This window comes from Pradoshia sp. Z3_51, from assembly GCF_058215915.1.
In genome coordinates, this window is the sequence record NZ_JBZAJC010000005.1 from 13,593 (window position 1) to 38,255 (window position 24,663).

The following is a 24,663-nucleotide window of genomic DNA, read 5'->3' on the forward strand; positions in this document are numbered from 1 at the left end:
GCTCACCTTTCACAAGTTACAAATTGAGTTCTACTATTTTTATATTTATTTCTTCATCTGAGATTCCTATATACTTTTTAGTTTGTTTACATGAATTATGATTAAATAATTTTTGCAAGTATTTTATATCTCCATATTTTTTATAAAAGTGATAACCATAAGTTTTTCTTAGAGTATGTGTTCCTACTTTCGTTTTTAAACCTATTTCTTGTGCTGCGTCATTTAATATCCTGTATGCATGCGACCTATCAATTGGTTCATCACCTTTTCTACTAGCAAAAACATAATGATTTTCTATATCATCTTTTTCACATTTTAACTGTTTATATGTATAGAAACATTCTGTTACAATTATATTTAATGGAATTTTATATTTACTTACATTTAAAATCAAGGTCTCACCTTGGACTGTAAAGTCTTTAAATTTAAGATTTAATAGATATGATAGCTTTAGGCCAGTATTTATCCCAAGTATAAAAAAGAAGTAATCTCTGTAATTATGCTCCATCAATACTTTTTTTATGTTCTCAATATCTTCTTCTTTTCTAATTGGTTCTACTTCATTCAAACTTAACCCCCCAATACAGCAAAACATTGAATTCGTATCAATATGCTGTATTCATTATATGCTATCTATATTTTAATTGCAAGAATATATGTTTGCTTCTAGTGAATCTACTTAACTTAAGATATTGCCAGAAATTCAATTCCTTCATTCTTGTAAAATATTCCTTTTTGAAGGTTTTCCTTTAATTACCTTTGAAATCCATTTTGACGCTTTTCAGCTTCCTGATATGTCACATTTCCGCAATAAATTGTAAGATGACTCTAATTGTTGGCAAACTAAGATTCATCCAAAAATAAGAAAATGAATTGATAGAATTTCTTAACTACTTCAACAAATCTAAAAGATAGACAATTTATTTGGAATCTATAAAACAGAAAATAAAAAGCAACCAATATAATATTTGAACTATCCTCCCATTTAAGGACAGTTTAAAAAGGCGCCTATGAGGCTAATAATTGATCCGGCGTTCTACCAGGGTCATTTTATTTAGGCCCCTTTGGGAATGATGATGATTATATTCCTGGATAACTCGATCCACTTCTTTCTTTACTTCCTTCAAATTATCAAATCTTTATATTCTGCTATATCTTTGAAATGTCCGAAGAAGCTCTTCATCGGGGCGTTATCCCAACAGTTACCCTTTCGGGACATCAATTGAGTTAAGCCAAGCTTTTCCACTTTGCTTTGGAAGAGAGGATGCGTATAGTGCACGCCTTGGCCAGAATGCAGCAGAGATTCTGGATGAAACTGATTGCCAACAGCTGCCTTTAACCTTTCTAAGGTTTTGCCATGAATTTAAAGAAGATGGCAAATTGGACTTGGGCAAGTCCAAAACTGACCTAAATAAGAGCGAAAGATTGGTCTATCCTTCGAAAAAAACAAAAAATTAAGAAAGGAATTCAGAATATGGACTCCATAGAGTCATTCTGAATTCCTTTTGTCTACAATACGAGATTAATGAACGGCTTCTTTTATATGATTCTCTATGTCAGAGTATTGCTCATCAACAAAATTATCCCAACATTCTTTCCTCTTACACCATTGCGTTACATTAGTTCCTGCCACCGGTGGATTTGTAATGTGTTTCCAAGTGTATGAAGCTATAATTCTCAAATTGTACTGAAGTTCGATACTTATGCTTTGTTGTTCCCAAATTTTTAAAAAGTCTAGCTTTCCTTTATAAATATAGGAGAGCATTGATATAGTATAAGTTATCACATTAGCTTTATAACCTGGTAAATCTAATTCTTTAATTATTTTGTCACACGTATTAAATAAGATTCCTTTCGCAACAGTTTCTTTAAAGAAAACTGAATCTACGTTAATATCTTTCTCATCAATAAGACTGATAAAGGCTTCAAAGTTTGTCTCTCCACCTTTACTTACAATGTGAGGGCTTTGATTCCATGACATAAAATACTTAGCTATATTTGTTTTGCTAAGTACTTTGTTTTTAGGATTTTCCTTTTGAAACGCCTTCTTCTTCGCTGGTGTAGTTTGTCTATTTACTTCTACTAGGTATTGTCCCCTTGCTCTCTCAAAAAACCATTTAGAGTTAGATTTTGTACCATCACTAGAAGGTATCCATGTTGTCCTCGAAATAGCTTCTAAATTTATTAAACAAGGATGATTGGCTTTCAAATCTGACATAGATATTTTATTTTGTGTATTTGCATATTCGGATATCTTTGCTGTCATATTATTCATTCCAATATCCGATTGCACTACCGTCAACTTTATTTGAACAAAAACATTAGATAAATCTATGCCTTCTTTTAAAGCATGAAAAACTGATGCAGTTGTTTGACCACCATTTACAATTTGCCAACCCTTCACCTTTTTAACTTTAAAAAGGTTTGAACCTTCCGACACTATCTCTAATATTGCGTCTTCTGCGACAGTTGATATCCCGTTATTATAAGCCACAAACATCTCCTTATTTTTCCTGAGTGTGTCTCTAATTCCTCTATTAACATTTCCTCTTGCTTGTAAGAAAGACCTCACATTTCTTTCAATAAGACGTTGACCCCATAAATCATAAGACATTGCTAACAAGTCAGCCGGTATGAACCCCATATAGCAATCGAAATGAGCATCTTCATTATTTGGTACCTTAATTAATTCAAATGTTTTACCAAAATATTCTTCAAAATTTATTTCTACATTATCTAAGCCTTGATTTTCATTTATTAATTGATAAAGTCTTTCTATATCCCAAATATGATATTTGGATTTTATTCCCTCAACATGAGGAAGCTCAACTTTTTCATTCACCTTATATAAATTGTTTGTAAATAAAAAGAATTCAACAGATTTAATCAATTTACCATGTTGTTCATAGATCAACTGAGCAAGTGGGTAATCTTCCGCTGTTTCTTCCATCTCATTTTTCATACCCGATATAGATTTTGAATAATATTTAACTGCTCTTCTAAGTGTTTTTTCAACATTTGTCTTACTAATTGTTTTACCAAATTTGTACTTATCATATTCAGCTATAAAAACACATAAAGTTTCTTGTTCCTCCTTCAAAGAATAGGCATTAACTTTTATCCCTTGACCAGACTTTTGACCAAAACTCAGCTCGATATCTGTAATAATTCCATTTTCTGATAGGTATTCACCCATCTTTTCTACAAAGATTTGCTCAGAATTTGAAGCCATATCATATTGACTCTCTATTTCTTCAGTAAATGTAGCAATAAAATCTTCTAATTTCATTGAATAACTTCCTTTACTTTATAAAGAACTTGTTCCTCTTGAACTTGAAATGAATTACAACTATCCAATGAGATCTGATATTTAACGTTTAAGACACCTAAAGGTAGAGTGTTTTTGGAAATTCTAGGAAATTCATTTTCTACTTTAAAATAGAAGGATTCTTTAATAATAAATTTTATTAATTTTTCTACTTTTAAGTTCGGTTCAATAATCCCACATAAAAATAACTTATTCTTAAATTCAAGTAATACATCAGGGTAATCATTAAGTAGAGCCTTTATTTCATTAATAATATCTAGGATCGTAATACCTAATCTTTTAGATTTTTCAAGCATAACACAATAAAGATATAAATCTAGTCCTTGATACGTTTCTAATTGTTCTTCGCTACTAATGGTTACTCTATATGGTTTTCCGGCACTAGATGTTTTAATTTCAACCCCTAAATCCCCTATTTGAAAATCAATTTTTTCCTTATCTGTTCCATACCATGAAGATATAATTTTATTTGGATTACCTTCCGTTTTGAGAACTTGATAAATGAATGAAAGTTCTCCCAACAACCCTTGTTGTACCTTTTCTGAGATCCCGACTGCACTATTCTTCAAAAAAAATAACTTCCACTTAAATAAAACCTTTTTAAGTCTATACTGGAGTTGATTTAAGTTGTTTGAATCTATAATGAATTCTATAATATCCGCAACAAGGTATTCGAAAATATCATTAGCAATTAGGTCTTGTTGCTCAAAAACTAAGAACCAGTTGTCCCTGTTTGTAATTGGATTAAACATCTTTTTCTGATATATATTGATCCCCTTCCAAGTCGGAAATTTATCTACTGTTTCTTTATCCAAAATTCTTGTTAATCCTAAGAGAAAGAGCCTCTTATGCTCTGTATTAATTGCAAGGAATATAGTTGCAAAGCCCAAATTCTTTATAAGTCTTGCTTTTAATTGCGATGCTAACAACATACTAACCGAAATACTATTATCTATCTCTTTATAAGTTACTCCAATTCGTTCCAATATTCTTCATCCTCAGTAAGTGAACTATTTACCACATAGTCAACTTCAGTATTTTCACTTTTACTTTCAGGGAATGATATCGCAAAGCCAAAGGGTTTATTCCCTTGAGTAAAAGTATACTTTTCCAGTGGCTCATGACATAAAGGGTACAGAATTAGCAAACCATTTTTAGGGTTACGAATAGATCTCGCCTTTTTGGAAGCAGCTTTTTTGTTTCTTTTACCTTTTTCAAGATTAAGAATCTGTTGAGCTTCCTTGAATTGAGCATCATTAAAGTCATAAAATTCATGTCCAGCAGAAGTTAAAGTCTTAATAGAGGTAAGCTCTACACTTGCCTTTGTTACTATCCCTCTACGCTGAATTCCGTCTCCAAGGTTCAAATGAGCAAACTCATTATTTTCTTTACCAACATTAATTAGTACAACCGTCCAATTTATAAGTTCGTTTTCTTCAGCTCTTTTTTCTATATATTTAGATAAACTCTTACTATTTGCTCTAGACGCAGATGAAACGGTTTGATATTCTTCCAAAAAATTAACTATGAGTTCATATCCTACACGTTCCCAATAATAGTGATTGTTTTTCCCGGAATTTACTCTTAAATCATGGCTAAATCTTTTTGTATATCGTTCTTGGATATTTGAAATTAGTCTTGATACAGCATCATAATTATTCTTATGAAAATCGCTATTGTTTACTGGAAATACGGTTGTCTGGATTAGCTCATTACTATAATCTACCTTGATTTGTTTTGCAGATCGCATTTTTAATGTATTAGTGATATACATATCTGGATGAGATTGTACTTTTAGCAAAAATTCACTTGGAGTTGCATCAATTTCTGCCATATAATCTAACTGACCTCTTAGTTCCTCTGTCGCAGATGCAATATGCTGAAACCAAGAAATAATTTCTCCTGTTGTATAAATTCTACAAACGTCTAAATAATTCTGCCTATATCCAAACCACCTACCCATTTGCATAAGTGTATCGTACATTTTGCTCGCTCTTAAGTAATAACTGACAGTCAATCCTTCTAAAGTTAACCCTCGTGACAATTTGTCTCCACCAATTGCAATGACGTTTAAACCAGTTTCTTTGTAATCGTTATATTCTAGGGAATCTTTACTATTACCGTTTATCTCTTTTATTTTTATAGAGCTTATAGTTGCATTAAGTTCATGTTCCACCATTTCCCAAGAAATATAACTCTCTATATTATCATCAAAGTGATTAGGAAATTCTTCTCTTATTTCAGCTAATTTTTCAGGATTATACTCAGAGTCAAAAAATGATTTTATTCCCAAATAATGCGGGCCTAATTTTTTACTATGTTTAACATCATTTTTTATTTCCCTTATCTCTTCGACAACTAAATCTTTCACTCTTTTCTGCACATCTTTAAACCTAGTTGTATGAATCAACATTGAATTATGCACATTTATTTGGCCTCTAATTTTCCGAATACTAGTAGCTATTAAAAATGCATATATGCTTTGTACCAAGGAATCAGGTAATATATCAGGCTCGTGATCCTTTTTATGTTTATATGGTAAGAAGTCTTCATGGTAATCTATCTCTTTTATTAATGGAGGTTTTACCGCCTCTTCATCTTCTGAGTCTAACAAGAAAAATTCCGATGGACCAACATAATTTGAAGGTTTCGGTAGGCTAATAATAAAATCTTTAGGAAATAAGTCATCGCCATGTTGGTTAGTTGAACCATATTGGTTAATAAAGATATTTGCAAAAGGTGTTGCTGTATAGCCAACATATGCCCTTTGTTCAAAGGTATTATATATATCCCTAATGTATCTATTAATTTTAGATGGATCATAGTCAGGTATCAAATCACCATTCTCATCATAGATATCAGCAGTATTAACAGATGCTTGATCTGCTTCATCGTCAATCATAAGAAATGGTATGTTTGGTACTGTCTTAAACGGCGCATCAGGAGTACTAAGTCTAGCTAGAGGGCTTGTTGTTCTAAAATACTTTAAAATACTTTTTAATACACTTACATTTTTTTTAACCACCAATAAAAGCGGCTGAACCTTTGGTTGTATATTGACCTTAGCTTTGCTAGCAGTAAAATCTCCTTTTTGATCCCTTGTAGTTAAGGAGAATACTTCAAAAAAATTCTCTCCAAAAAGCTCACCAACACCAATAGCGTTCACTTGATTTTCTAATGCCTCTTTTAGTTTATCCTTACTAGTTTCATAACCTAGCACTTCTTCATCCAATCGCATTTGCGTTTGTGATCTTAAATCATTATGCATACCGGCAAGTACAATAATTAATTTAAACCCAGCATCAATTGCTTTATTAATTACGGCTGTATAATTTGCTGTTTTACCAGATTGTACATAACCAACAACTAGTCCTCTTCTATCATATTTTCTTCCTTCTACAGATGGATCTTCCAAAAGTTCAATGATAGATTCACTTGTATCATCAAGCGAATTCACAACATTAGGCGACCACTTTTTTTTAGACAAAAGATACTTTTTGTACCTATTCCAGTATTTAAATTTCATCGTATGCTTCTTCGCTGGTAACCAAGGTATATGTTCGCTATCATCGTTGTTCAATAATATGCTTTTATGTGACATTGTTATATTCAGGCTTTTTATTAGGTCCTCTTTTAATCGAATCTTCTCATCTTCTGATAATTCGAATACAACACTAGCTCTATCAATAGCTTTAACTATTTCATCAATGAGGTTTATTTCATCTACATTAAGTTTTTCAAGTATTCTTAATGCTGTATCTCTAGCATCGTTATACATAATATCCTCCCATTATCTCATAGACAATACTTTTTAATTCTTCTTTAGAATGGTTACTAAAGCTATTGTAGTTAGCCAATTGTTCTATAATTTCTTCCAAACTATAATCATTTTCTCTAAAAATATCAATTAGCATTTTAATTTTATTTTTCTGTTCAGGGGTTACTTCCTCAACTTTAGATATTGCTGTTTGGTTTACATTAAATGAAACTAGATTTGCAGGACAGTATTCCTCTACATGAAAGAGATAAAATTTTAATTTTGCAGCAAAATCTTCATTAGAATCAAAAAGCTCCTTTAAAAAGCTATTTTTTTTATTTAAACGAAAATAAGAATTAGTTTTTGTAGAAACTTGCTCCCATATATAATCATTTATCATGTTATTTTCAGTAGATTTACCAACAGTTCTCTGATAATAAACTTCATGAGATTTATGCCTGGTCTTCTCACCGATTTTTCTTAGTATACCTATTAACTCCTGTGGAGGCTTCGCATTTGATTTTTTTATATCTATTTGCCAATTAAAATCCGACTTATTTGTTATGTCTATTTTAATTCGCGCTAACTTATATGATTCTTCACGACCAAAAAGATGTAGCCAACTTCCAGCTACCAATAATCTTTTATTTCTATAAATATAAAAACCTTGTTGTTCTAACCACCCTTTAGGTCCTGCTGCCTTTTCATATTCCGTCTTTGTCAATTTTGTATGATGCGGGAGGACGTATGGTTGAATGCGAACTATATCACCATTAATTAATATAGATTCGGGTGGTAATTCCTGAGTCGCAATTTCCTTGCTCAAAAAGGGATCCCAAGGTAGAATTCTATTACCGTTCAAGTACATTAATATCCTATTAGGTCCCTCCAAATATCTGTGAAAAACCATTGCTAAATGCTCTTCTACCATACTAATTTTATTGAAAAACTTTTGAACCTTTTTTGTAGTATAAGGCTCTTCAATAACCCTATCTAAATTTTCAATCAACACAATAGTTCCTGTATTATCTATAGAACCCAAGATTTCAGTTGATTGAGAATTATATGGACTTTTTAGTAAATCCCATTTATTTGTTTCAGCAATATGATCTAAATCCCAGCACCTAATATAAGTCTTCTCTTTCTTCCTTGTTTGAACTGTTAAGCGTTTTCCCAATGAGAATGAAGCAGTTTTTAAACCCATACCAAATCGACCTAATATCCCTTGTTTTCTTTCATTATTTGGGTTGGCTGAACCAATCTTCATTGCCAGTACCAAATCAACTTCATTCATACCAATACCATCATCTTCTATACGGACATAACTATTTTCACTATCCCAAAACATATCAATTTTTATAACGGTAGCTTTAGCATCAATACTGTTATCTACTATATCTGCAATTGCTGTTTCTAAACTATATCCAATTGCTCTTAATGAATTAATCAATGGAGCAGCATCAGGCACTACTATCTCACTGTCAAAATTACGCAAAACTTATATCCTCCTAACCATAAAAATAAAAAGCATTATCTAAACTCATTTTTCAACAACAACTTTATAGGGATAACAGCAACAAGAGGTTACTTCCAAAGATATTGTTATTAAGAATATCTTCAGCTAAATTTGTTTGTTTTAAATTTCAAAACTCTAACAAACTGAATAGGTACACCACTAATTACAGTTAAATAGACTCTTTTTTCTTATAAGATGGTTTATATCTCATTCTTTATATCTACTTCCACTCTAATTATATCATCTATTGTAACTACAAAAATTGCTATAATAAAAATTGGTTTAAAAAGTAAATTCACTTATTTTAAAACAAACAGTTATTTTTTAAAATTATTCAATAAGAGTACTGTCCCATTAAATATTCTAAATAACAATATATTACGATTATTTAATCAAGGTTACCCATTGGTTATCACCGCCAAAATTATCTTTCCTATATTCTAAAAGAACCAGCCCCCTTTATTGAACTGCCCCTTAAAATTTAGATACTCAATCTAATTTTTAAAGGGTGTTTTTTATATGGCGAAATTAAATGCTGAACAACGGATTCAAGCAATTAGAAGATATTTATACTAAGACGAATCCATGACAGAGATTGCGAAAAGTATCGGAATAAATCTGACGATTTTAAGTGGGTGGATTTGACTTTATGAAACACATGGCCCGAGGCTTTCCCTAAATCACATACAAACTATCCAGCTACTTTTAAAATGGATGTACTTACTTATATGAACGAAACTGGGGCTTCCTCCATCGATACAGTTGCGCTTTTCAACAGCTCCTCTCCTGGAATGATTGGAGTAAAAAGGTTTGAGGTAGGAGGATTTGATGCCCTTATTCCTAAGAAAAAGGGGCGGCCATCCTTGAAAAAAGACGAAGGATTAGTTAAGCACTAGCATCAGATAACTTGAAATGGAAAATGCTACTTATCCCCTGTCCTTGATTGATTTGTGTAATGGGAAAATCATCGACTCCACCTTAATGATACGCCCGTCTATCGACTTTTGGCTGATATGTTAAAACAGTTTGTAGTTCATCTCCCTGCCTGGAGATAAAGTCAATCTCCATTAGGGCTGACATTATCAGATGAGGAAGTATCAGGGGACACTCAAACAACATAAAATTACCCAAAGCATGTCCAGAAAGGGGAATTACCTGGATAACGCAGTCATTGAAAATATCTTTGGCATATTGCAATCTGAGCTTATGTATCTCCAAGAATTTGAGAGCATGGAGCATTTTGAGAAAGAGCTGGCGGAGTGTACACATTATTGCAACAACTAACGAATGAAGACAAAATTAAAGGACCTGAGCCCGGTGGAATACCGGACTCAGGTCCTCGATGCAACCTAACTATATATGTCTAACTTTCTTGGGTCAGATTATCGTAAGGTCTATATCCTAAAACTATTTTAATCCCACTTCTTTTTATACCTTTTCAATAATATTATTAAACAAAGACTCACGTTACTCCTACAGAAAGGTTAGTGAATTACCTTATTTTTAGAGCCTATATTTTTAGCCTCTAAAATAAAATCCTCAATTCTATCAACCGTACCATAAAAATCTCTCTTTAAATCATGCTCCCATACCCTATAAATATTCCATCTCTTTCTTTTATAATAATCAGTCACTTCTTTATCATGCTCTTTATTTCGATTAAATTTATTGATCCAAAAGGGTTGGTTCTTATTTGGCAGTGTCCCATGGATTTCACATGCATGCCAAAAACACGAGTCAATAAAAATAACAACTTTATACTTCTTAATTGCAATATCAGGTGTACCATACAAACTTCTAACGTTTTTACGGAAGCGAAATCCACGTCTCCATAGCTCTTTTGATACACGCTTTTCAAGTTTAGTTCCTTTTCCATGTATAGAGCTCATTATCTTTTTTCTTTTTTCATCTGATATTTGAGTATACATAAAAAATCACATCTCATTTCGGATTTTTTATTCTATACCCTTTATTTCCTTTACAACACTAGTGAGAGGTAATCTAAATATCCTCTATCTAAGGAACAATAGGGAAAATAAAAAGGTTGTCCAAAAAGTCATTTAATAACTTTTAGGACAACCTTCCTTAAAACAGTTCCAATTGGTGAGGGTTTTCTTTAATTGCTGCTTGATCTTCCTCTTCAATATCTAATATTCTATTAGCCATTCTTTCTATCAAACCTACCACCAGCGCATTTCCCATACAGAAGTATCTCATACGCTCTGACATGCCTACAGTCCAATTATCAGGGAATCCATTTAATCGTTCACACTCTACCGGAGTCAAGATTCTAATCCGGTTTGTCTCTGGATCTCTTACCACATGTGTACTTCTATTAACGGTTCCTTCACTAGTGAGCATCGTTCTACCTGGCTTGTCCAACGGTTCTGGAAAAGCCATACCACCTTCTGAAAATGTATATTTATGCCCACTGGCAGAAGTTCGTTCAATCCGCTTAGGACCCTTCAGGTATTTAAACTTCTCTAATGCTGCTTCATGAAGATAATATTTCTCATCTACACCCGATTCTAGAATTTCACCTAATGTTACTGGTTTCTCACTATCTGGGATCAATTCCTCAGTATAAATGACTCCATTTCTCATGATACCTGCATTACGATAATTTGTTGAGAAGTTATCTGATACTTCAACAATATCTTCTTTAAGGATAATAGTATTAGGTAGATGCTTTTCAGATGACTCTTCTAGAACCGGGAAAGCATTAGCAAAAAAGCCTTTTTCATGTAGCATCTTTTTACCATCAATATTTTCCCTATTTTTTATATATGGTGTATCATTTCTAACCGCAAAAATAAATATTCTACGTCGTCTTTGTGCTTGTCCATATTCAGCCGCGTTAATGATTCTCCATTCAACAGAATAATTCTCATCACGGAAACTAGCTAACATAATGGAGAAGTCTCTACCTCTTTGTTTAGATGGAGATTTAAGCAAACGATCCACATTTTCGAGCAATATATATTTTGGTTTTATCTCACGAACTAATCTCATGATTTCCCAGAATAAAACGCCCTTTTTACCTTGTATCCCTTTTTCTCCAGAAAGAGACCTGGCTACTGAATAATCCTGGCAAGGAAATCCACCAACAATTAATTCGATACCTTGATTTACAAATTGCCTTTCATCCACTGTAGCTATATCCTCATTCGAATGAATGCCTTTATCAAAAAATTGTCGGGAATAACAATTAAACGCATCTTGTGTTTTCTTTGATGGCTCCCATTGATTTCCCCATATTACTTCAAAACCTTTTGTTGCTTCAAGTCCAAGACGAAAGCCTCCAACTCCAGCGAACAACTCAATTGCTTTCATCATAACCGAACATCCTTTCGGTATTTTTAATACTTATATCATATTATAATAAAAAAACACAAAAAGATCAACCACTTAGCACGACAAATTTCGCATAAAATAATTTACAATATAAGTATGAGTAAATCTAGACAACTTAAATCCACTTTCTATCAAGGGGGGGAATGACAATGATTTATTATACACCAGAAGAAGTTTACGAAAAAGCTGAAGAAGCAATTGGCAAAACATTTGGAGAGATTGATAAAACAGGTCGTATAAAAAAAGAGACAAAAGGCAGCCTAGGTCAAGTAATCGAAGAAAGTCTCTTTGAATATAAAATAAATTCCGATGCAAGGGCTGACTTTGAAGAAGCTGGAGTTGAGTTAAAAGTAACCGCTTTTAAACGGAATAAAAATGGGAGCATATCAGCTAAGGAACGTCTTGTTTTAAATATTATTAATTACATGGATGAGGTAAAAACAATATTCGAAACATCAAGCTTTTGGAAAAAGAACCAAACCATCTTACTTATGGTTTATGAATGGTTACCTAACATTCCCCAAAAAGATTTACGAATTTATAAAAATATATTACATGATTTTTCTGAAGCAGATTTACAAATCATCAAACAAGATTGGCAAACCATTGTTGATAAGATACGAGAAGGAAAAGCCCATGAGCTTTCTGAGGGAGATACGAACTATCTCGGTGCGTGTACCAAAGGAGCTAATAAATCTTCATTACGGCAGCAGCCCTATTCTGATATACCTGCCATGCAGAGAGCTTTCTCCTTAAAAGGATCCTATATGACTGCACTCCTTAGAAAGCATATATTAGATGAAGATTTAGTCAGATTTACGAATACAAATGAATTAAAAACAAAGACATTGGAAGAGCTATTAGAAGAAAGATTCTCTCCTTATTATGGAATGACAATACAGGAAATATCCCAAAAATTAAATATAGATTACAACTCAAAATCAAAACAGTTTAATGCTACACTCATTAGCGCTATTTTAGGCGTAAAGGGTACCAAACTAGACTCTATCGAAGAGTTTGCAAAAGCAAATATTCAATTTAAAACGGTTCGTCTCGAACCTTCAGGCAAGCCTAAGGAAAGCATGTCATTTGAGAACATTGATTTTCATCAATGGACAACAGAGACATGGGAAGAAAGCTATATTCGACAAAAATTCACAGAAACTAAGTTTCTATTTACCGTGTTTGAATATAAAGAAACTGAAAAAGAAAACCCTAAAAGAGAGCTATTTTTCAAAGGCATTAAACTATGGAATATGCCACACACCACTATCGAAACAGAAATTAAGCAGCTTTGGGAAGAAGTCAATCGTGTTATAAAAGAAGGCATCCAAATAGAATACAAAAAAAGAGGAAACAAACTAGTAGAGTACAACAACCTTCCTAAAAGTGACTTTAATGGAGTAGCTCATATTCGACCAAAGGGTAGAGATGGAAATGACAAGATTACTCTTCCTACTGGAGAAAAACTAACAAAGCAGTGTTATTGGTTAAACAATAGTTATATTGGAAAGATTATCAACGAATAGAAATACATAATGTATCGTTTCGCATCTTCCTTTCATCATTGTATAAGACAGGAGTTGGTTTTATGGCCGGATATATATTCAATTTAAATTCTATCATATCCATGAGACAATGCATTACCCGCGGACTTTATTCCACTAAGGTCAAACCTTATACCAACAATGGGAGATCGATTATTAATAAATGGCATACATCAGCAATTTCTACTCTTGGCGATTATATGAATATGAAACCTGGTGAGAATGTATATTTCTTTCACAAAAGAATGATTTATGGAATTGGCGAACTTGTCCCACTAATCAACAAAGAAAATCGAAATAAAAACAATTATCCATTATATGATTGTAAGTTTTTAAATTACCCTCAGGCAAATACACCTGGATTAACAACGATAATAATAATATTAAATACGAAGATATTTCTAAATATCTAATATGGGGTGATAAAGATTGGGGCAAAGAAAAAGAACTAAGAGGGATTTGTACGTTTAAACCATCTCCATTCTTATTTAATACTGGGGTAGATATGGACGAGGTTTTACAATCAAATTCATATAAATTTATCTCTCTTCCTAATAATGAAAGGTTAAGCTTCATTAAAATTGACAAGGAAGAATATAAAGCTTTAAAGGACATCATTATTAGTAAGAATAAAAGCTCTAGCATCAATAATGTCATTCAATCAAAATATACGTTTTTTCATAATAAAGCCAAAACGAAAATGCTTAGACACTCACCTAATCAATACATCCTTTCGCCTAAGGATATACTCAATAATGTAGCTGATTCTCAAGGTGAATTGTCAAATGAAATGGCAATTGAAGTTGGTTTATTGTATCAATTGGCCAATAAACTTAAAAAGACAATCGGAATTTTCGGAAACTGGGATGTTATCTCACATCAGGTGGTTGCATCTCCAAAAAAGCCAAAAATATATATGGACAGCATTGATATCTTTGGCTATAAATACGACAAATTTAATATGGGCTGTGTGACAGATTACTTAATTATCGAAGTCAAACAAGGAACCGCAAAAAATGAATATATTGATCAGCTACTAAAATATGTAGACTGGATTAGTAGAAATAAATGTGCAAACACATATCCTATTACTGCCTTTTTGGTCGCACATAAAATTCCAACAAACGTAAAAACTTACGCGAGTAGCTCTAACCATATATACAAAGCTATAGACCTAAATATAAGAGTGGAGAATGGCATAATATTCGACTTGTAGAATATTATTACAATCATGACAATTTATGTCTAGATTTTATTGATGTGACTAATTAGAATAATTTAACTTCTATTTACCAATTAATTAATGTAATGAAAGCCCTTTTTCTTTGTTTATTTATATTAAGGGCTTTTTTATCTAAATAGTTTAGTTAATAAATATCACTCAAATCAACTTCGTCAATATCGGTTATCCTAGTGAAAAGGTATAACTAAATCATCGTCAAGCGCTTCATGAAATGAACCTCAAATGCCACATTATTATCAAAGAGATTAAACACATTTTGCTAATTGTTTCTTTCCGAAGCGATCGGCATTCCTAACGTAATTCGTGGAGGGGAATATTCAAAGATTCCTTGATAACTTGGATCCTGGTGTGCCTCTTCAAAATAATATAATCAAACTAATCCGGTCGATAATTCTGTTGTACGTTGAAATCGTATTGATTGTAGCAAAAAGAAAATCAGCATCTTTTTTCTTTATATTACCTGTTAATAAGCCAAAGGATAATTCTCATTAAGAAGGAGCTTTTCGTATGTCTCCTTTGCTTTTCTTTAAGATTTCTTACCGATGGACAATAAATGTCCACGAACCGCTCTATCCTTTCGCCTATTTAAACGCATCTAAAAAAAAGTCGCAACCCACTAAAATTAATAAACGCAACACTTAAATAAATACGTTTACACTGATGGATATTTTGTTGGAACAAGATTGTATCAAGAATGGGATGATGATAGACAAAAACAAAAAAAATAATAACTGTATATTTATCAGTTAGTGAAAATTAATAGCAGTAGTGCCATTTAATAATGTCATATAATCTAATGCAGACATATTTAATAGATTATTACAAAATCTTTCCATTTCTTCTCGTGACGGAAACATAAATGCAGATAATTCATCACTTAATTCAAATGCTAGGCTTATACTCTCTTTCTTCAACAAAAAGATTCTTAATATTACTTTATTGGTTTCACTTTCAGACAAGAAAGCCCAGCCTAGTGTATCCACATAAGGAGAGACAATAACTCCTTCAACATCAAACCTATCTATAACATCATCTGGAAAATCAACTCTTATTCCTTTCATAAAGGCAATTACCTCTCTTGGAAAATATTTCAAACTATTTTAGATTGAATGTATCAATTCAGTAAATACTTACTATGTATATAGCAACCATCTCTTGTGGTAATAACAATACGTATATTGTATCGAAGATTTATTTTATTAAATCTCTTAATTCTTATCCAATATTATACTACAAAAAAGTTAATACAAATTTATTTTGTTATGTTTTTCCTTTTTATTAAAGTAAACTCCATTACAATAGCGAGCTATCCCCATGTATAAGATTTTCAAAAGGAAAAGGAAGTGACGAACTTCATAAAATGCTGAGTTTTGGCTATCTAGCACATTAAAACCAAAAAGAAAGAGGCTTTTTTGAGTTTATATATAATATGCTATGCCAGGATAAGAGATTGCTATTGCTTTTTATAATCTAAAAAAGACCACTATTAGTCGTCAAAAATCGATAGTTAACCACTACTCTATCTTATTAATGAAAACAATCGATCTGATATATCATTCCAATCTGAATTCAGATCAAGCGTCCTGATATAAATCATTTTTCCACCAACAGGAAACCTTGCATTTATCTCTTGATTAATTGTCGGATATAAAAGCATTCCATTGATTGAACCAGTAAAATCACTATTTGTAATGTATGCATGAATTTGGTAAAGATGACTAGTGCGTATCCTTTCAATTTCTGTCCAATTACTCGAAACCAGTGTTTTGGCATAGTATTTTGTATCAATTATTAATTGTGTATTTTCAATTTTATTTTCAACTACAATATCCGTCCTCATTTCAGGAAGTAAATATAAATCTTCCTCGTCCACCTCAACACCCAAATCCCACTTTATTTTTGGAGAGTGAACCAGATAGACTTCCTTATCCAAATGAGTACGATAAAAATTCATCACAAACTTTTCATAAAGTTTAGACATTTGACTATCTCTAATAAAATCTGCAAATTCCATTTCATTTCCTGTATCATCAGAAATCAAACCTTTATATAGTAAATGACTCACATTAACTAGCATCTTATAGTGTTTATTGTTCCTATTATATCTTTTTGAGGCAAATAACGATTCAGTTAACGGAATCTCCTGTATATCGGAGAAATGAAAACGTAGCTTCAATAGTTTTTTCTTTAAAACTTCATCCACCTTTGGCGATTTAAGTAATAAATGAATAGTTGATTTAATGATTTGATTCAACCTTACATTTGAAGAGAATTCATCATATTGACAAATCATTCTGCCTTGTTGAAATGTCTGTTTTCTCAATGAATCACCAATATTGAACTTCCCTTTTAGGGTGGATAGGGCCTCATTCTCCTCGATATAGTATCTATGGAGACCCCGTTTAATTAGAATGCTTGTTCCATTGATGTAGATTCTAGCCAATAAGTTATAAATGTTATCGAATTTACCGCTCCCGACAAGAATATTATCGGATTGGTCCAGTACATCCCAGGCGTAACAAAGCATATGATAGATATTTTTTATGGGTATTTTAGGTTGGTTGACCATTGTTATTCACCTTAAAAGTTCTTCGATATAGTTCTTCGCCTTATCCTCTTCATCAAACCAGTATTCCTTGACAAGCGGCTCTATTTCGTATTTTATTATCTCTTCATACCACTTTACGGATTTCTCATAATTACAGAAATAGCTATGTCCGATTCGAAATCCTTTCCCTAAGTTATCATCGTTCAAAATTGCATTATTCAATTTCTCGATTTTCCTTCGAATCATGTTAACCAATTGTTCACTTGCTCCCTGTGCCATTAAATAATTTCGAAATGCTTCTGTTTGGAAGGCAGGCTCCAATTCAAAAAAAGAAAACCTTCTTCTTAATGCATAATCAATCATGGCCAAGCTTCTATCGGCAGTATTCATCATTCCGATAATATATAGATTTTTTGGAACAGAGAAAGGGGTTTCCTGATAAGTAAGTGTTAATTCCCGTCCCCTCTTATCACTCTCTATCAGCATCATTAACTCACCAAAAATTTTACTCATATTCCCACGGTTTATTTCATCAATAATAAAGAAATAGTCATCTTTAGGATGCATTGATGCTAATTGACAAAAGCTGAAAAACGGACCTTCCTTTAATTCAAAACCTAACCCATTTGGACGATAACCCATAACGAAATCCTCATAAGAATAACTTTGATGAAATTGAATCATCTTTATTCTAGATTCATCCTTTTTACCCATCATCGAATAGGCCAACCTTTTAGCCGCAAAGGTTTTTCCTACACCTGGTGCACCTTGTAAAATAAGATTGTTCTTCCTTTTCAATATAGAGAGGATGGTATCATATGAATCTTCATTTATAAAAACCTCTTCCAAGAAATCTTGATTTGTGTATGGTTTATAATCATCTTGTGGTGTCTGTTTATTTTGGGTAGATTCTGGTTCAATCTTTATTTCCTCAGATGAAATAGTCGAGGGATTTCTGGAAGCCAAAAACTCTATATATTTTGAAATTGCCGCAGATAATTGGTTATTACCGTACTTTTTATTAACATGTTTATAATTAGGACTATCTTTTATCAACTTTGCAATTGAAGTGAATTTATCAGATGAATCAATAGTAAATATATCATTATTAATTAAGTTTAGATTATGAATGTCATTAGTAACCTTACTTAGTGCATAAATATAACCCATTATTGTTTTCTTAGTGTACGGGCTCCCATCTTCTTTGGTTTGTTCACCCATCCAATTCTCAAATTCTTTTTTCAAATTAACACCTTCCAAATTTCAACCCCCTATATATCAATATTAATTTAACATACTGTAATGACTGTGGCCACTTGAAATATCCTAAGTAAAACATCAACTTCTCGTAAATAGTCGCTAAATAATTGGGCGTATTTTCAAAAATGGTTTTCAATTCCTTCTTCTACATACCTTGTAGCCGAGGTACTTAATAAAAACCTTGAAAGGCATTTAGCCAATCAAGGTTTAAGTTGCAAATCACCAGTTTTGAGGTCTTTTCGACTTTTTATATTTACCCTTTTTCTCGGCTACTTCTTGATTCGGACGGAAGAATTCATTGGGCTCATAAATATTTTTAGTATCTTTTAAACGCTCTTTTAAATACAATTCCAGTTTTTTATTCGTACAATATACGAAGCAGCCTTTTTGTCCTCTCGTAAGAAGCGTTCTATAAGTATTTCTGATAATCTCATCAGCAACCTTAGCAGCTTCCTCCGGTTGTTCTTTCATCATTTTCTTTATACCTTTTAAAGAATTATCGGTTCGGGCTCTTTTCGTATAATCCGTTCTTATTTCATTACCTTCTACAAACAGGTCATCACCAATGATAACACCGACATAATCAAACTCTAACCCTTGAGACGTATGAATACATCCCACTTCATTAACGGATTCGGGATCAATAGCCCAACTATCGGAATTAGCCAAATTCCAGCTCATACTAAAACCATGTTCCAGTAATTCAATATCATGAATTTCCGAATTAGCCTTGCCTTCCTTCTTCCAATCCCAACAGTATCCAGCTAGCAATCGGGCTTTATTGTTTATTTTGTTCAATTCAAAGATTTCATTCTTTAGAGCAATTGGGTCGCTATATACTCTAAAGTCATAATGACTCCCCATAAAATGATCATTTGCAGTTTTTCTTATTTGCAGAACATCATCAATCCAAGCCAAATAACCATCCGATCCATTGCAGCGGAATTGAGATTCTAATACAGCATAAGACACATTCGCATTATAGTATTCAGTGAATTTTTTTATCGTCGAGATACTGCCAGCATCCTTCAATGTAACGCGTTGATGTTCATCGATAAAAAAGATTGATAACTTAGACGCATTTATGATTTCCTTCATTTGATTTTCACCAAGGTTGTTAAACATACCCGATTTCTCATTTAAACGATGAGCCTCATCAACAATTAATACATCAAATCCATTTGAGGCTGCCTCAATATAACTGCCTGAGCCCTTAAATAGATTATCAATATGCCCCTTGCGGAAATCCCCCTTCAACTTCTTCGCATAAACATTTCGGGGAGCAGCATTCTTGGTTACATATTGACACACCATATTATTAGCTGTTAACTCAACTAAAAGATTGATCGCTAATACGGATTTCCCAGTACCCGGGCCTCCCTTTACTATCAGAACATGCTTAGTATTGGTTCTTTGAGCTTCTGCCGCAAGTTTTTTGGCTGTTTCAAAAACAACCTTCTGTTCATCAATCATCACGAATTCCTTGTTTCCCCTTAACATATTGACCAAGGAATCCTGTAATGATTTTGAGGGGCGTATTCGGCCGTTTTCAATTTTATATAAGTTCTCTTTGTTGTCACCAAATTTTATATAACGCTTAATAAATTCACGTAGCTTTGCAGCGTCCCCTTTTCGAAATACAGGAGCTTTCTCAATATAATACTGATAATAATCATCTATAATCGGATCATTTTCCTCTTGTAGCTTAATATAATTATGCAAATAGGCACATGGATACAATTCCACCTGACCATCCTGAGCATTTTCATTATAATCTTCTATTAAAGCAGCATATGACCATGCTTGATAGGAAGGATGCGTCGTTTCTCTAAGACCGCCACCTAGAACGGTTTTGACAATCGCTTCCTTACCTTCAACCTTCTCAACTTCCTGCCATTGTTTTAATTCCACTATTACAATTGATTGATTCTCTTCTTCATCACTCCCAGAAATAAGAAAATCAACACGCTTTGAAGTATAAGGTATCTTAAATTCAATTGCTACACCAGCATTATCTGGTATATCCGGATCTAAAAGCACCAAATGCATATTCTTCAGGGAATTATCCCAAGACCTTAATTCACTCTTATTTATTCGCCCAATTTTATCAGTATAATTCTTAACAATATTATCTACGAGTTTATCTTCAAATACATCTTGCATAAATTCACTTTTTAAAGCTTCATATACAATCATTAGTATCCACCTTTTTCCTCTAGTACAATGTTCATTATACTCAATATAGTATCATAAGTTATTTATCCCCTACCAAGATACTCCCTAGAATCAATCGCATAAGACTGTAGTATCAATAATAAAAGAACTATGATAACACCCTAGTTTAACGGTGAGAAAAATGACTTTGCAGTAATGTGATAAAATTTTTGTCCTTCATATATATAATTTGATGCAAGAAAGTTAATAATAGCTTTATTAACTTTTAAACAACCTTCACACTTTCTAAAAGTATACTAAGCTTTCTTGTAGAAAGGATAGGTATGAAAAAAGCACCTCCTTTTTGATACGTTATCATACCGGAGGTGCCGAGCGTTTTTATATTCGTTATTTGATTTGAAGCTTATATTAAACCAAGGGTAGTTAAACGGTTGTTCCAATAATCATTTATAGTAACTACTATTCTCCTTATCCATACTACTCACTTTATCCTTTCTAATTTATGAATAGCTAATATATTGCCGTGTTTATCATATTCTACTTTTAGATCAATTGGATTTTCTGTAAAATCATCAACCTTTGTCAATAATTTCTTCCCTTTATTGATTTCATTCCTATTCTGAACAATCTTTTGCTTTAGGATATCCACCTCCTCTTGAAGATCTTGTTTTTTATTTTTAAGATATTCACTAGGTTTAAATCTGATATTGAATTTTACATCAAGAGAGTTGATTTTATTATTAAAGATACTAATAAAATCGTTTTCAAGATTTTCTAAATCTGTCATATAGAATTCAATATCATCAATCCTTGCTTCATATGATTGAGTGTTTGGCAATATTTCTGATTTTAAACTCATACAAACATTCATTAATTCTATATTGCCGTAACACAATTCTAATACCTCATTAAATCTTTTTGAGATGAATTTTATACTGTCTATTTTCGTTTCTACCTTATATGGTGCCTGAGGCTCTACATTATTTATTTCAAGAATTAAATCGTTAATGATATTTATAAAATATTGAATATCTCTATAAGTTTCGTTGATAATATTTTCAACAATATGGTAATTAGATGATTCAAATCCATATGATTGTTGAAGAATGTCAGGCATTAATGACTTCAAATACTTAATATTACCTTGTATTTTCCCTCTTTTCTCTTGACTAATATTTCTTACTAAAAAATCGACTTTTCCATCTATCTTTGTTAACTGTTTATTTATCCTATCTAAATGTTCTTGCGAGGTAATAATTGTCATTGCACCAAAAGCTAGATTAGCCAATTGGGCAGGATTTACTTTTTTAACCTCCTTAATTTCTTCCCAACCATGCGCTCGTATTTTACCTCTATTATCCACAGCCATTGTTCTGAACTCATTAATTGAATCCTTCTTGTTCATTAGATGCAATTCCCCAGTTTTAATTTTTTTCATAACATCGTTATTAAACTTTATAACAATTTGATTCTCCTTCTTTATAATTTCATTAGTATGTGGGGTTAATTTTATGATGTTTTCAACTTGCTCTTTTAATTTGTCAGTAAGCCTTATAGAACTTTGGGTCGGTTTATATTCTTCAATCATCGAGTGATGATAAGGTTTAATTTCCATTAAGGACACATCTTCCCTAATTTCGTACTTTTCATTTTCTTTATTATTTTCCAATAAAACAGTACTAACACTAGTTTTGTTTTCTACCTCTTTACGCCGTTTCATTAGAAATAAACAAATTAAAGAAATGGTTATTACTAAAAAAATTATTAAAAGTATAAATGAATCCATATATATTCCCCTCTGCATAGAGTGATTAATAATTCTAATAAAGTTTTATTCTTCAATCAACATACAAGATTCTAATGTTTTTATTAAACTAAAATATGTATCTGATAGATAATATATTTCTTTATTCAACCGCTTCCATTTCTCCGTTCAAGAGCGCTTCCGTTTGCATCTCTCCAGAAGTCTGTAAATAATCATTCAATGCATTAAGATACGTTTTGGTTTGTTCGTCACTATAAATATTATCAAAATGGCTTCGGTGAGCATTTAAGTAGTTAGCACGCTCATGCACATCTGCAAAATTGTTATTTTCCCACTGTGCTTTTTCTACCGGACCCATATTTGCCGGGTTTGCTTTTGCTTCTTTCTTTGCTCTCGCTTCGGCTTCGGCCTTTGCCTTAGCTTCTGCCTCCTCTTTAGCTTTAAGTTCAGCTTCTTCTTTCTCTTTGGCAATTCGCTCTTGTTCTGTTTTCCATTCTTCTTCAAATTGCGCTTTCAAACCTTCCACTTTTAAAATACGCTGACCTTCCAATGCAGTATCCTCCAACTCTGTTAGATCAACGTACTCAGTATGAACCTCCCCTTTAACGAATTTAGCTTCCTGTCCACTACACCCACTGATGATTACCATCATGGCTACGCTTGCTACAACCATTTTCAAACATCTGCTTGTTGACATTGCAACCAATTCCTTTCAAGAATATTTCTTAGCTTGCTTAGTCCAAAGGCCAGCATTATGTATGAGATTGTAAACAATTCAGAATTACTTGTTAACGCTTTATTACTTCTATACCACTCTTAATCATTAGAATTCATGCCACTTTTTACCTAGGTGATAAATTGTGTTTTAGTGTTGTAGTGACAGACCTATATACATTTAGCTCGATAAAGCTTTACCTAAAGGCTCACAAGTTAAATCTAATCCTTTTTCCTAAAAAACAAAACGAGTCAAATAAGTAATCAAAAAATTCAAATAATATATTGTAAGCGTTTTCTTTTAGTGTTAATATATGTTCAATGGATAACTATTTACTAAATTATTACTTATAAGGGATAAAGAGGTAATTAAATATGGTCACAATCAAAGACATCGCTAAACTAGCAAATGTTTCTTCCACCACTGTTTCGCGTGTGTTAAATCATGATCAATCATTAATGGTAACGGAAGATACACGGGAGAGAATTTTACAGAATGCTAAGCTGCTTGGATATAAGACTGTTAAGGAAAGAAAACTGAAGAAAGGCAAGCTGCAGAAGACGCACAGTATTTTATTACTACTCTGTTTGTCATCAGAGGAAGAATTAATCGACCCTTATTTTTTATCGATTCGAAAAGGTGTGGAAAGCTCTTTAGTAAAGAATGGCGTAAATAGTTTTGAGGTGGTGCGAATACATGAAACAATTCATGAACATCAGTTTATGAATAAGGATGGTGCCATCGTAATTGGCAGGATCAGTGATCAAACACTAAAAAAACTAACTCCTAATATGAAAAATGTCGTGTATATCAATCATTCCCCAGATGAAGACCTCTATGACTCTGTCATTATTGACTTTCAAAAGGCCACTAAACTAGCACTGGATCATTTACTTACCAGAGGATACAACCACATTGGTTATATAGGTGGTCTTGAGAAAGAACATCAGGTTGATCATTCCTACAAGATCGAGGATGAACGGCTCACCACCTTTGAATTCATTTTAAAAGAAAAAGGATTGCTTAAGAAAAATCATATATATATTGGCGAGTATACGATGGAATCCGGCTATGCATTAATGAAAGAGGCATTAACGAACAAACTACTACCACAAGCCTTTTTCGTTGCCAGTGATTCCATGGCTATTGGGGCTTTAAAAGCGTTAAAGGAGTCTAATATTTCTGTACCTGAAGAATTAGCAATCATCAGCTTCAATGATATTGATATAGCCAAGTTTTCCAATCCTCCTCTTACCACTGTAAAAGTATTTACGGAGGAAATGGGAGAAACAGGAGTCAACATGCTTTTAGATCGACTAAATGGTAGACAGCTGCCTATTAAAGCTGTTCTTCCGACAAAATTAATGATCAGAGAAAGCTGTTAAGCACACTAAAAGGAGGTGGTTTGATTAAAGTCGTAACAATCTTCCAGATATACATACTGAAAAATAATAT

At 32.6% G+C, this 24,663-nt stretch carries 18 protein-coding genes and 1 pseudogene; 6 read left to right on the forward strand and 13 right to left on the reverse strand.

Features of this window, described 5'->3' with window-relative positions; genetic code table 11:
* Positions 1 to 16 precede the first annotated feature (16 nt).
* The 5 genes from AC4BHA_RS11510 to AC4BHA_RS11530 form a co-directional block, all read right to left on the reverse strand.
* Positions 17 to 568: a tyrosine-type recombinase/integrase gene (locus AC4BHA_RS11510; protein WP_490558663.1), complete on the reverse strand. Its 552-nt coding sequence runs from the start codon at positions 566 to 568 to the stop codon at positions 17 to 19.
* Between the two features lie 954 nt (positions 569 to 1,522).
* The gene (locus tag AC4BHA_RS11515) at positions 1,523 to 3,289 is read right to left on the reverse strand and encodes an AIPR family protein (protein ID WP_490558664.1); all 1,767 of its coding nucleotides are present in this window, start codon (positions 3,287 to 3,289) and stop codon (positions 1,523 to 1,525) included.
* Positions 3,286 to 4,314 (reverse strand): PD-(D/E)XK motif protein, encoded by a 1,029-nt coding sequence (locus AC4BHA_RS11520; protein ID WP_490558665.1) that lies wholly within the window; start codon positions 4,312 to 4,314, stop codon positions 3,286 to 3,288. Before AC4BHA_RS11520 ends, AC4BHA_RS11515 begins: the two co-directional genes overlap by 4 nt.
* Positions 4,296 to 7,106, reverse strand: coding sequence for a Z1 domain-containing protein (locus AC4BHA_RS11525; protein WP_490558666.1), 2,811 nt, complete (start codon positions 7,104 to 7,106; stop codon positions 4,296 to 4,298). Before AC4BHA_RS11525 ends, AC4BHA_RS11520 begins: the two co-directional genes overlap by 19 nt.
* A complete protein-coding gene (locus AC4BHA_RS11530; RefSeq protein ID WP_490558667.1) occupies positions 7,099 to 8,580 on the reverse strand; it encodes an ATP-binding protein in 1,482 nt (493 codons plus the stop codon). Before AC4BHA_RS11530 ends, AC4BHA_RS11525 begins: the two co-directional genes overlap by 8 nt.
* Positions 8,581 to 9,329: 749 nt before the next feature.
* Here AC4BHA_RS11530 and AC4BHA_RS11535 point away from each other — a divergent pair.
* Positions 9,330 to 9,497 carry a hypothetical protein gene (locus tag AC4BHA_RS11535; protein ID WP_490558668.1) on the forward strand — a complete coding sequence of 56 codons (168 nt, stop codon included), beginning with the start codon at positions 9,330 to 9,332 and terminating at the stop codon, positions 9,495 to 9,497.
* Positions 9,498 to 9,678: 181 nt separating this feature from the next.
* Positions 9,679 to 9,954, forward strand: a pseudogene (locus tag AC4BHA_RS11540) (transposase); the annotation flags it as partial.
* A 131-nt stretch (positions 9,955 to 10,085) separates the two neighbouring features.
* Here the strand turns inward: AC4BHA_RS11540 and AC4BHA_RS11545 are convergent.
* Together AC4BHA_RS11545 and dcm are read right to left on the reverse strand one after the other, a co-directional pair.
* A complete protein-coding gene (locus AC4BHA_RS11545) occupies positions 10,086 to 10,529 on the reverse strand; it encodes a very short patch repair endonuclease (protein ID WP_490558669.1) in 444 nt (147 codons plus the stop codon).
* 157 nt (positions 10,530 to 10,686) lie between these two features.
* On the reverse strand, positions 10,687 to 11,937 hold the full coding sequence (dcm, locus tag AC4BHA_RS11550; protein WP_490558670.1) for a DNA (cytosine-5-)-methyltransferase: 1,251 nt from the start codon (positions 11,935 to 11,937) through the stop codon (positions 10,687 to 10,689).
* Between the two features lie 167 nt (positions 11,938 to 12,104).
* On the opposite strand from dcm, the gene AC4BHA_RS11555 reads away from it, so the two are divergent.
* From AC4BHA_RS11555 to AC4BHA_RS11565, 3 genes are all read left to right on the forward strand, one after another.
* Positions 12,105 to 13,484 (forward strand): Sau3AI family type II restriction endonuclease, encoded by a 1,380-nt coding sequence (locus tag AC4BHA_RS11555; protein ID WP_490558671.1) that lies wholly within the window; start codon positions 12,105 to 12,107, stop codon positions 13,482 to 13,484.
* Between the two features lie 62 nt (positions 13,485 to 13,546).
* Entirely contained in the window at positions 13,547 to 13,915 is a 369-nt protein-coding gene (locus AC4BHA_RS11560) for a hypothetical protein (RefSeq protein ID WP_490558672.1), read from the forward strand.
* A 92-nt stretch (positions 13,916 to 14,007) separates the two neighbouring features.
* A complete protein-coding gene (locus AC4BHA_RS11565) occupies positions 14,008 to 14,718 on the forward strand; it encodes a hypothetical protein (protein WP_490558673.1) in 711 nt (236 codons plus the stop codon).
* Positions 14,719 to 15,491: 773 nt separating this feature from the next.
* On the opposite strand, the gene AC4BHA_RS11570 is transcribed toward AC4BHA_RS11565, so the two are convergent.
* From AC4BHA_RS11570 to AC4BHA_RS11595, 6 genes are all read right to left on the reverse strand, one after another.
* The gene (locus tag AC4BHA_RS11570; RefSeq protein ID WP_490558674.1) at positions 15,492 to 15,806 is read right to left on the reverse strand and encodes a hypothetical protein; all 315 of its coding nucleotides are present in this window, start codon (positions 15,804 to 15,806) and stop codon (positions 15,492 to 15,494) included.
* Positions 15,807 to 16,264: 458 nt separating this feature from the next.
* Entirely contained in the window at positions 16,265 to 17,314 is a 1,050-nt protein-coding gene (locus AC4BHA_RS11575) for a 5-methylcytosine restriction system specificity protein McrC (RefSeq protein WP_490558675.1), read from the reverse strand.
* 6 nt (positions 17,315 to 17,320) lie between these two features.
* The gene (locus tag AC4BHA_RS11580) at positions 17,321 to 18,553 is read right to left on the reverse strand and encodes an AAA family ATPase (RefSeq protein WP_490558676.1); all 1,233 of its coding nucleotides are present in this window, start codon (positions 18,551 to 18,553) and stop codon (positions 17,321 to 17,323) included.
* A 219-nt stretch (positions 18,554 to 18,772) separates the two neighbouring features.
* The gene (locus tag AC4BHA_RS11585; protein WP_490558677.1) at positions 18,773 to 20,749 is read right to left on the reverse strand and encodes a DNA/RNA helicase domain-containing protein; all 1,977 of its coding nucleotides are present in this window, start codon (positions 20,747 to 20,749) and stop codon (positions 18,773 to 18,775) included.
* 460 nt (positions 20,750 to 21,209) lie between these two features.
* Entirely contained in the window at positions 21,210 to 22,514 is a 1,305-nt protein-coding gene (locus AC4BHA_RS11590; protein ID WP_490558678.1) for a hypothetical protein, read from the reverse strand.
* Positions 22,515 to 22,635: 121 nt separating this feature from the next.
* Positions 22,636 to 23,190 carry a hypothetical protein gene (locus AC4BHA_RS11595; RefSeq protein ID WP_490558679.1) on the reverse strand — a complete coding sequence of 185 codons (555 nt, stop codon included), beginning with the start codon at positions 23,188 to 23,190 and terminating at the stop codon, positions 22,636 to 22,638.
* A 392-nt stretch (positions 23,191 to 23,582) separates the two neighbouring features.
* On the opposite strand from AC4BHA_RS11595, the gene AC4BHA_RS11600 reads away from it, so the two are divergent.
* Positions 23,583 to 24,593, forward strand: coding sequence for a LacI family DNA-binding transcriptional regulator (locus AC4BHA_RS11600; protein WP_490558680.1), 1,011 nt, complete (start codon positions 23,583 to 23,585; stop codon positions 24,591 to 24,593).
* The last annotated feature ends 70 nt before the right edge of the window (positions 24,594 to 24,663 follow it).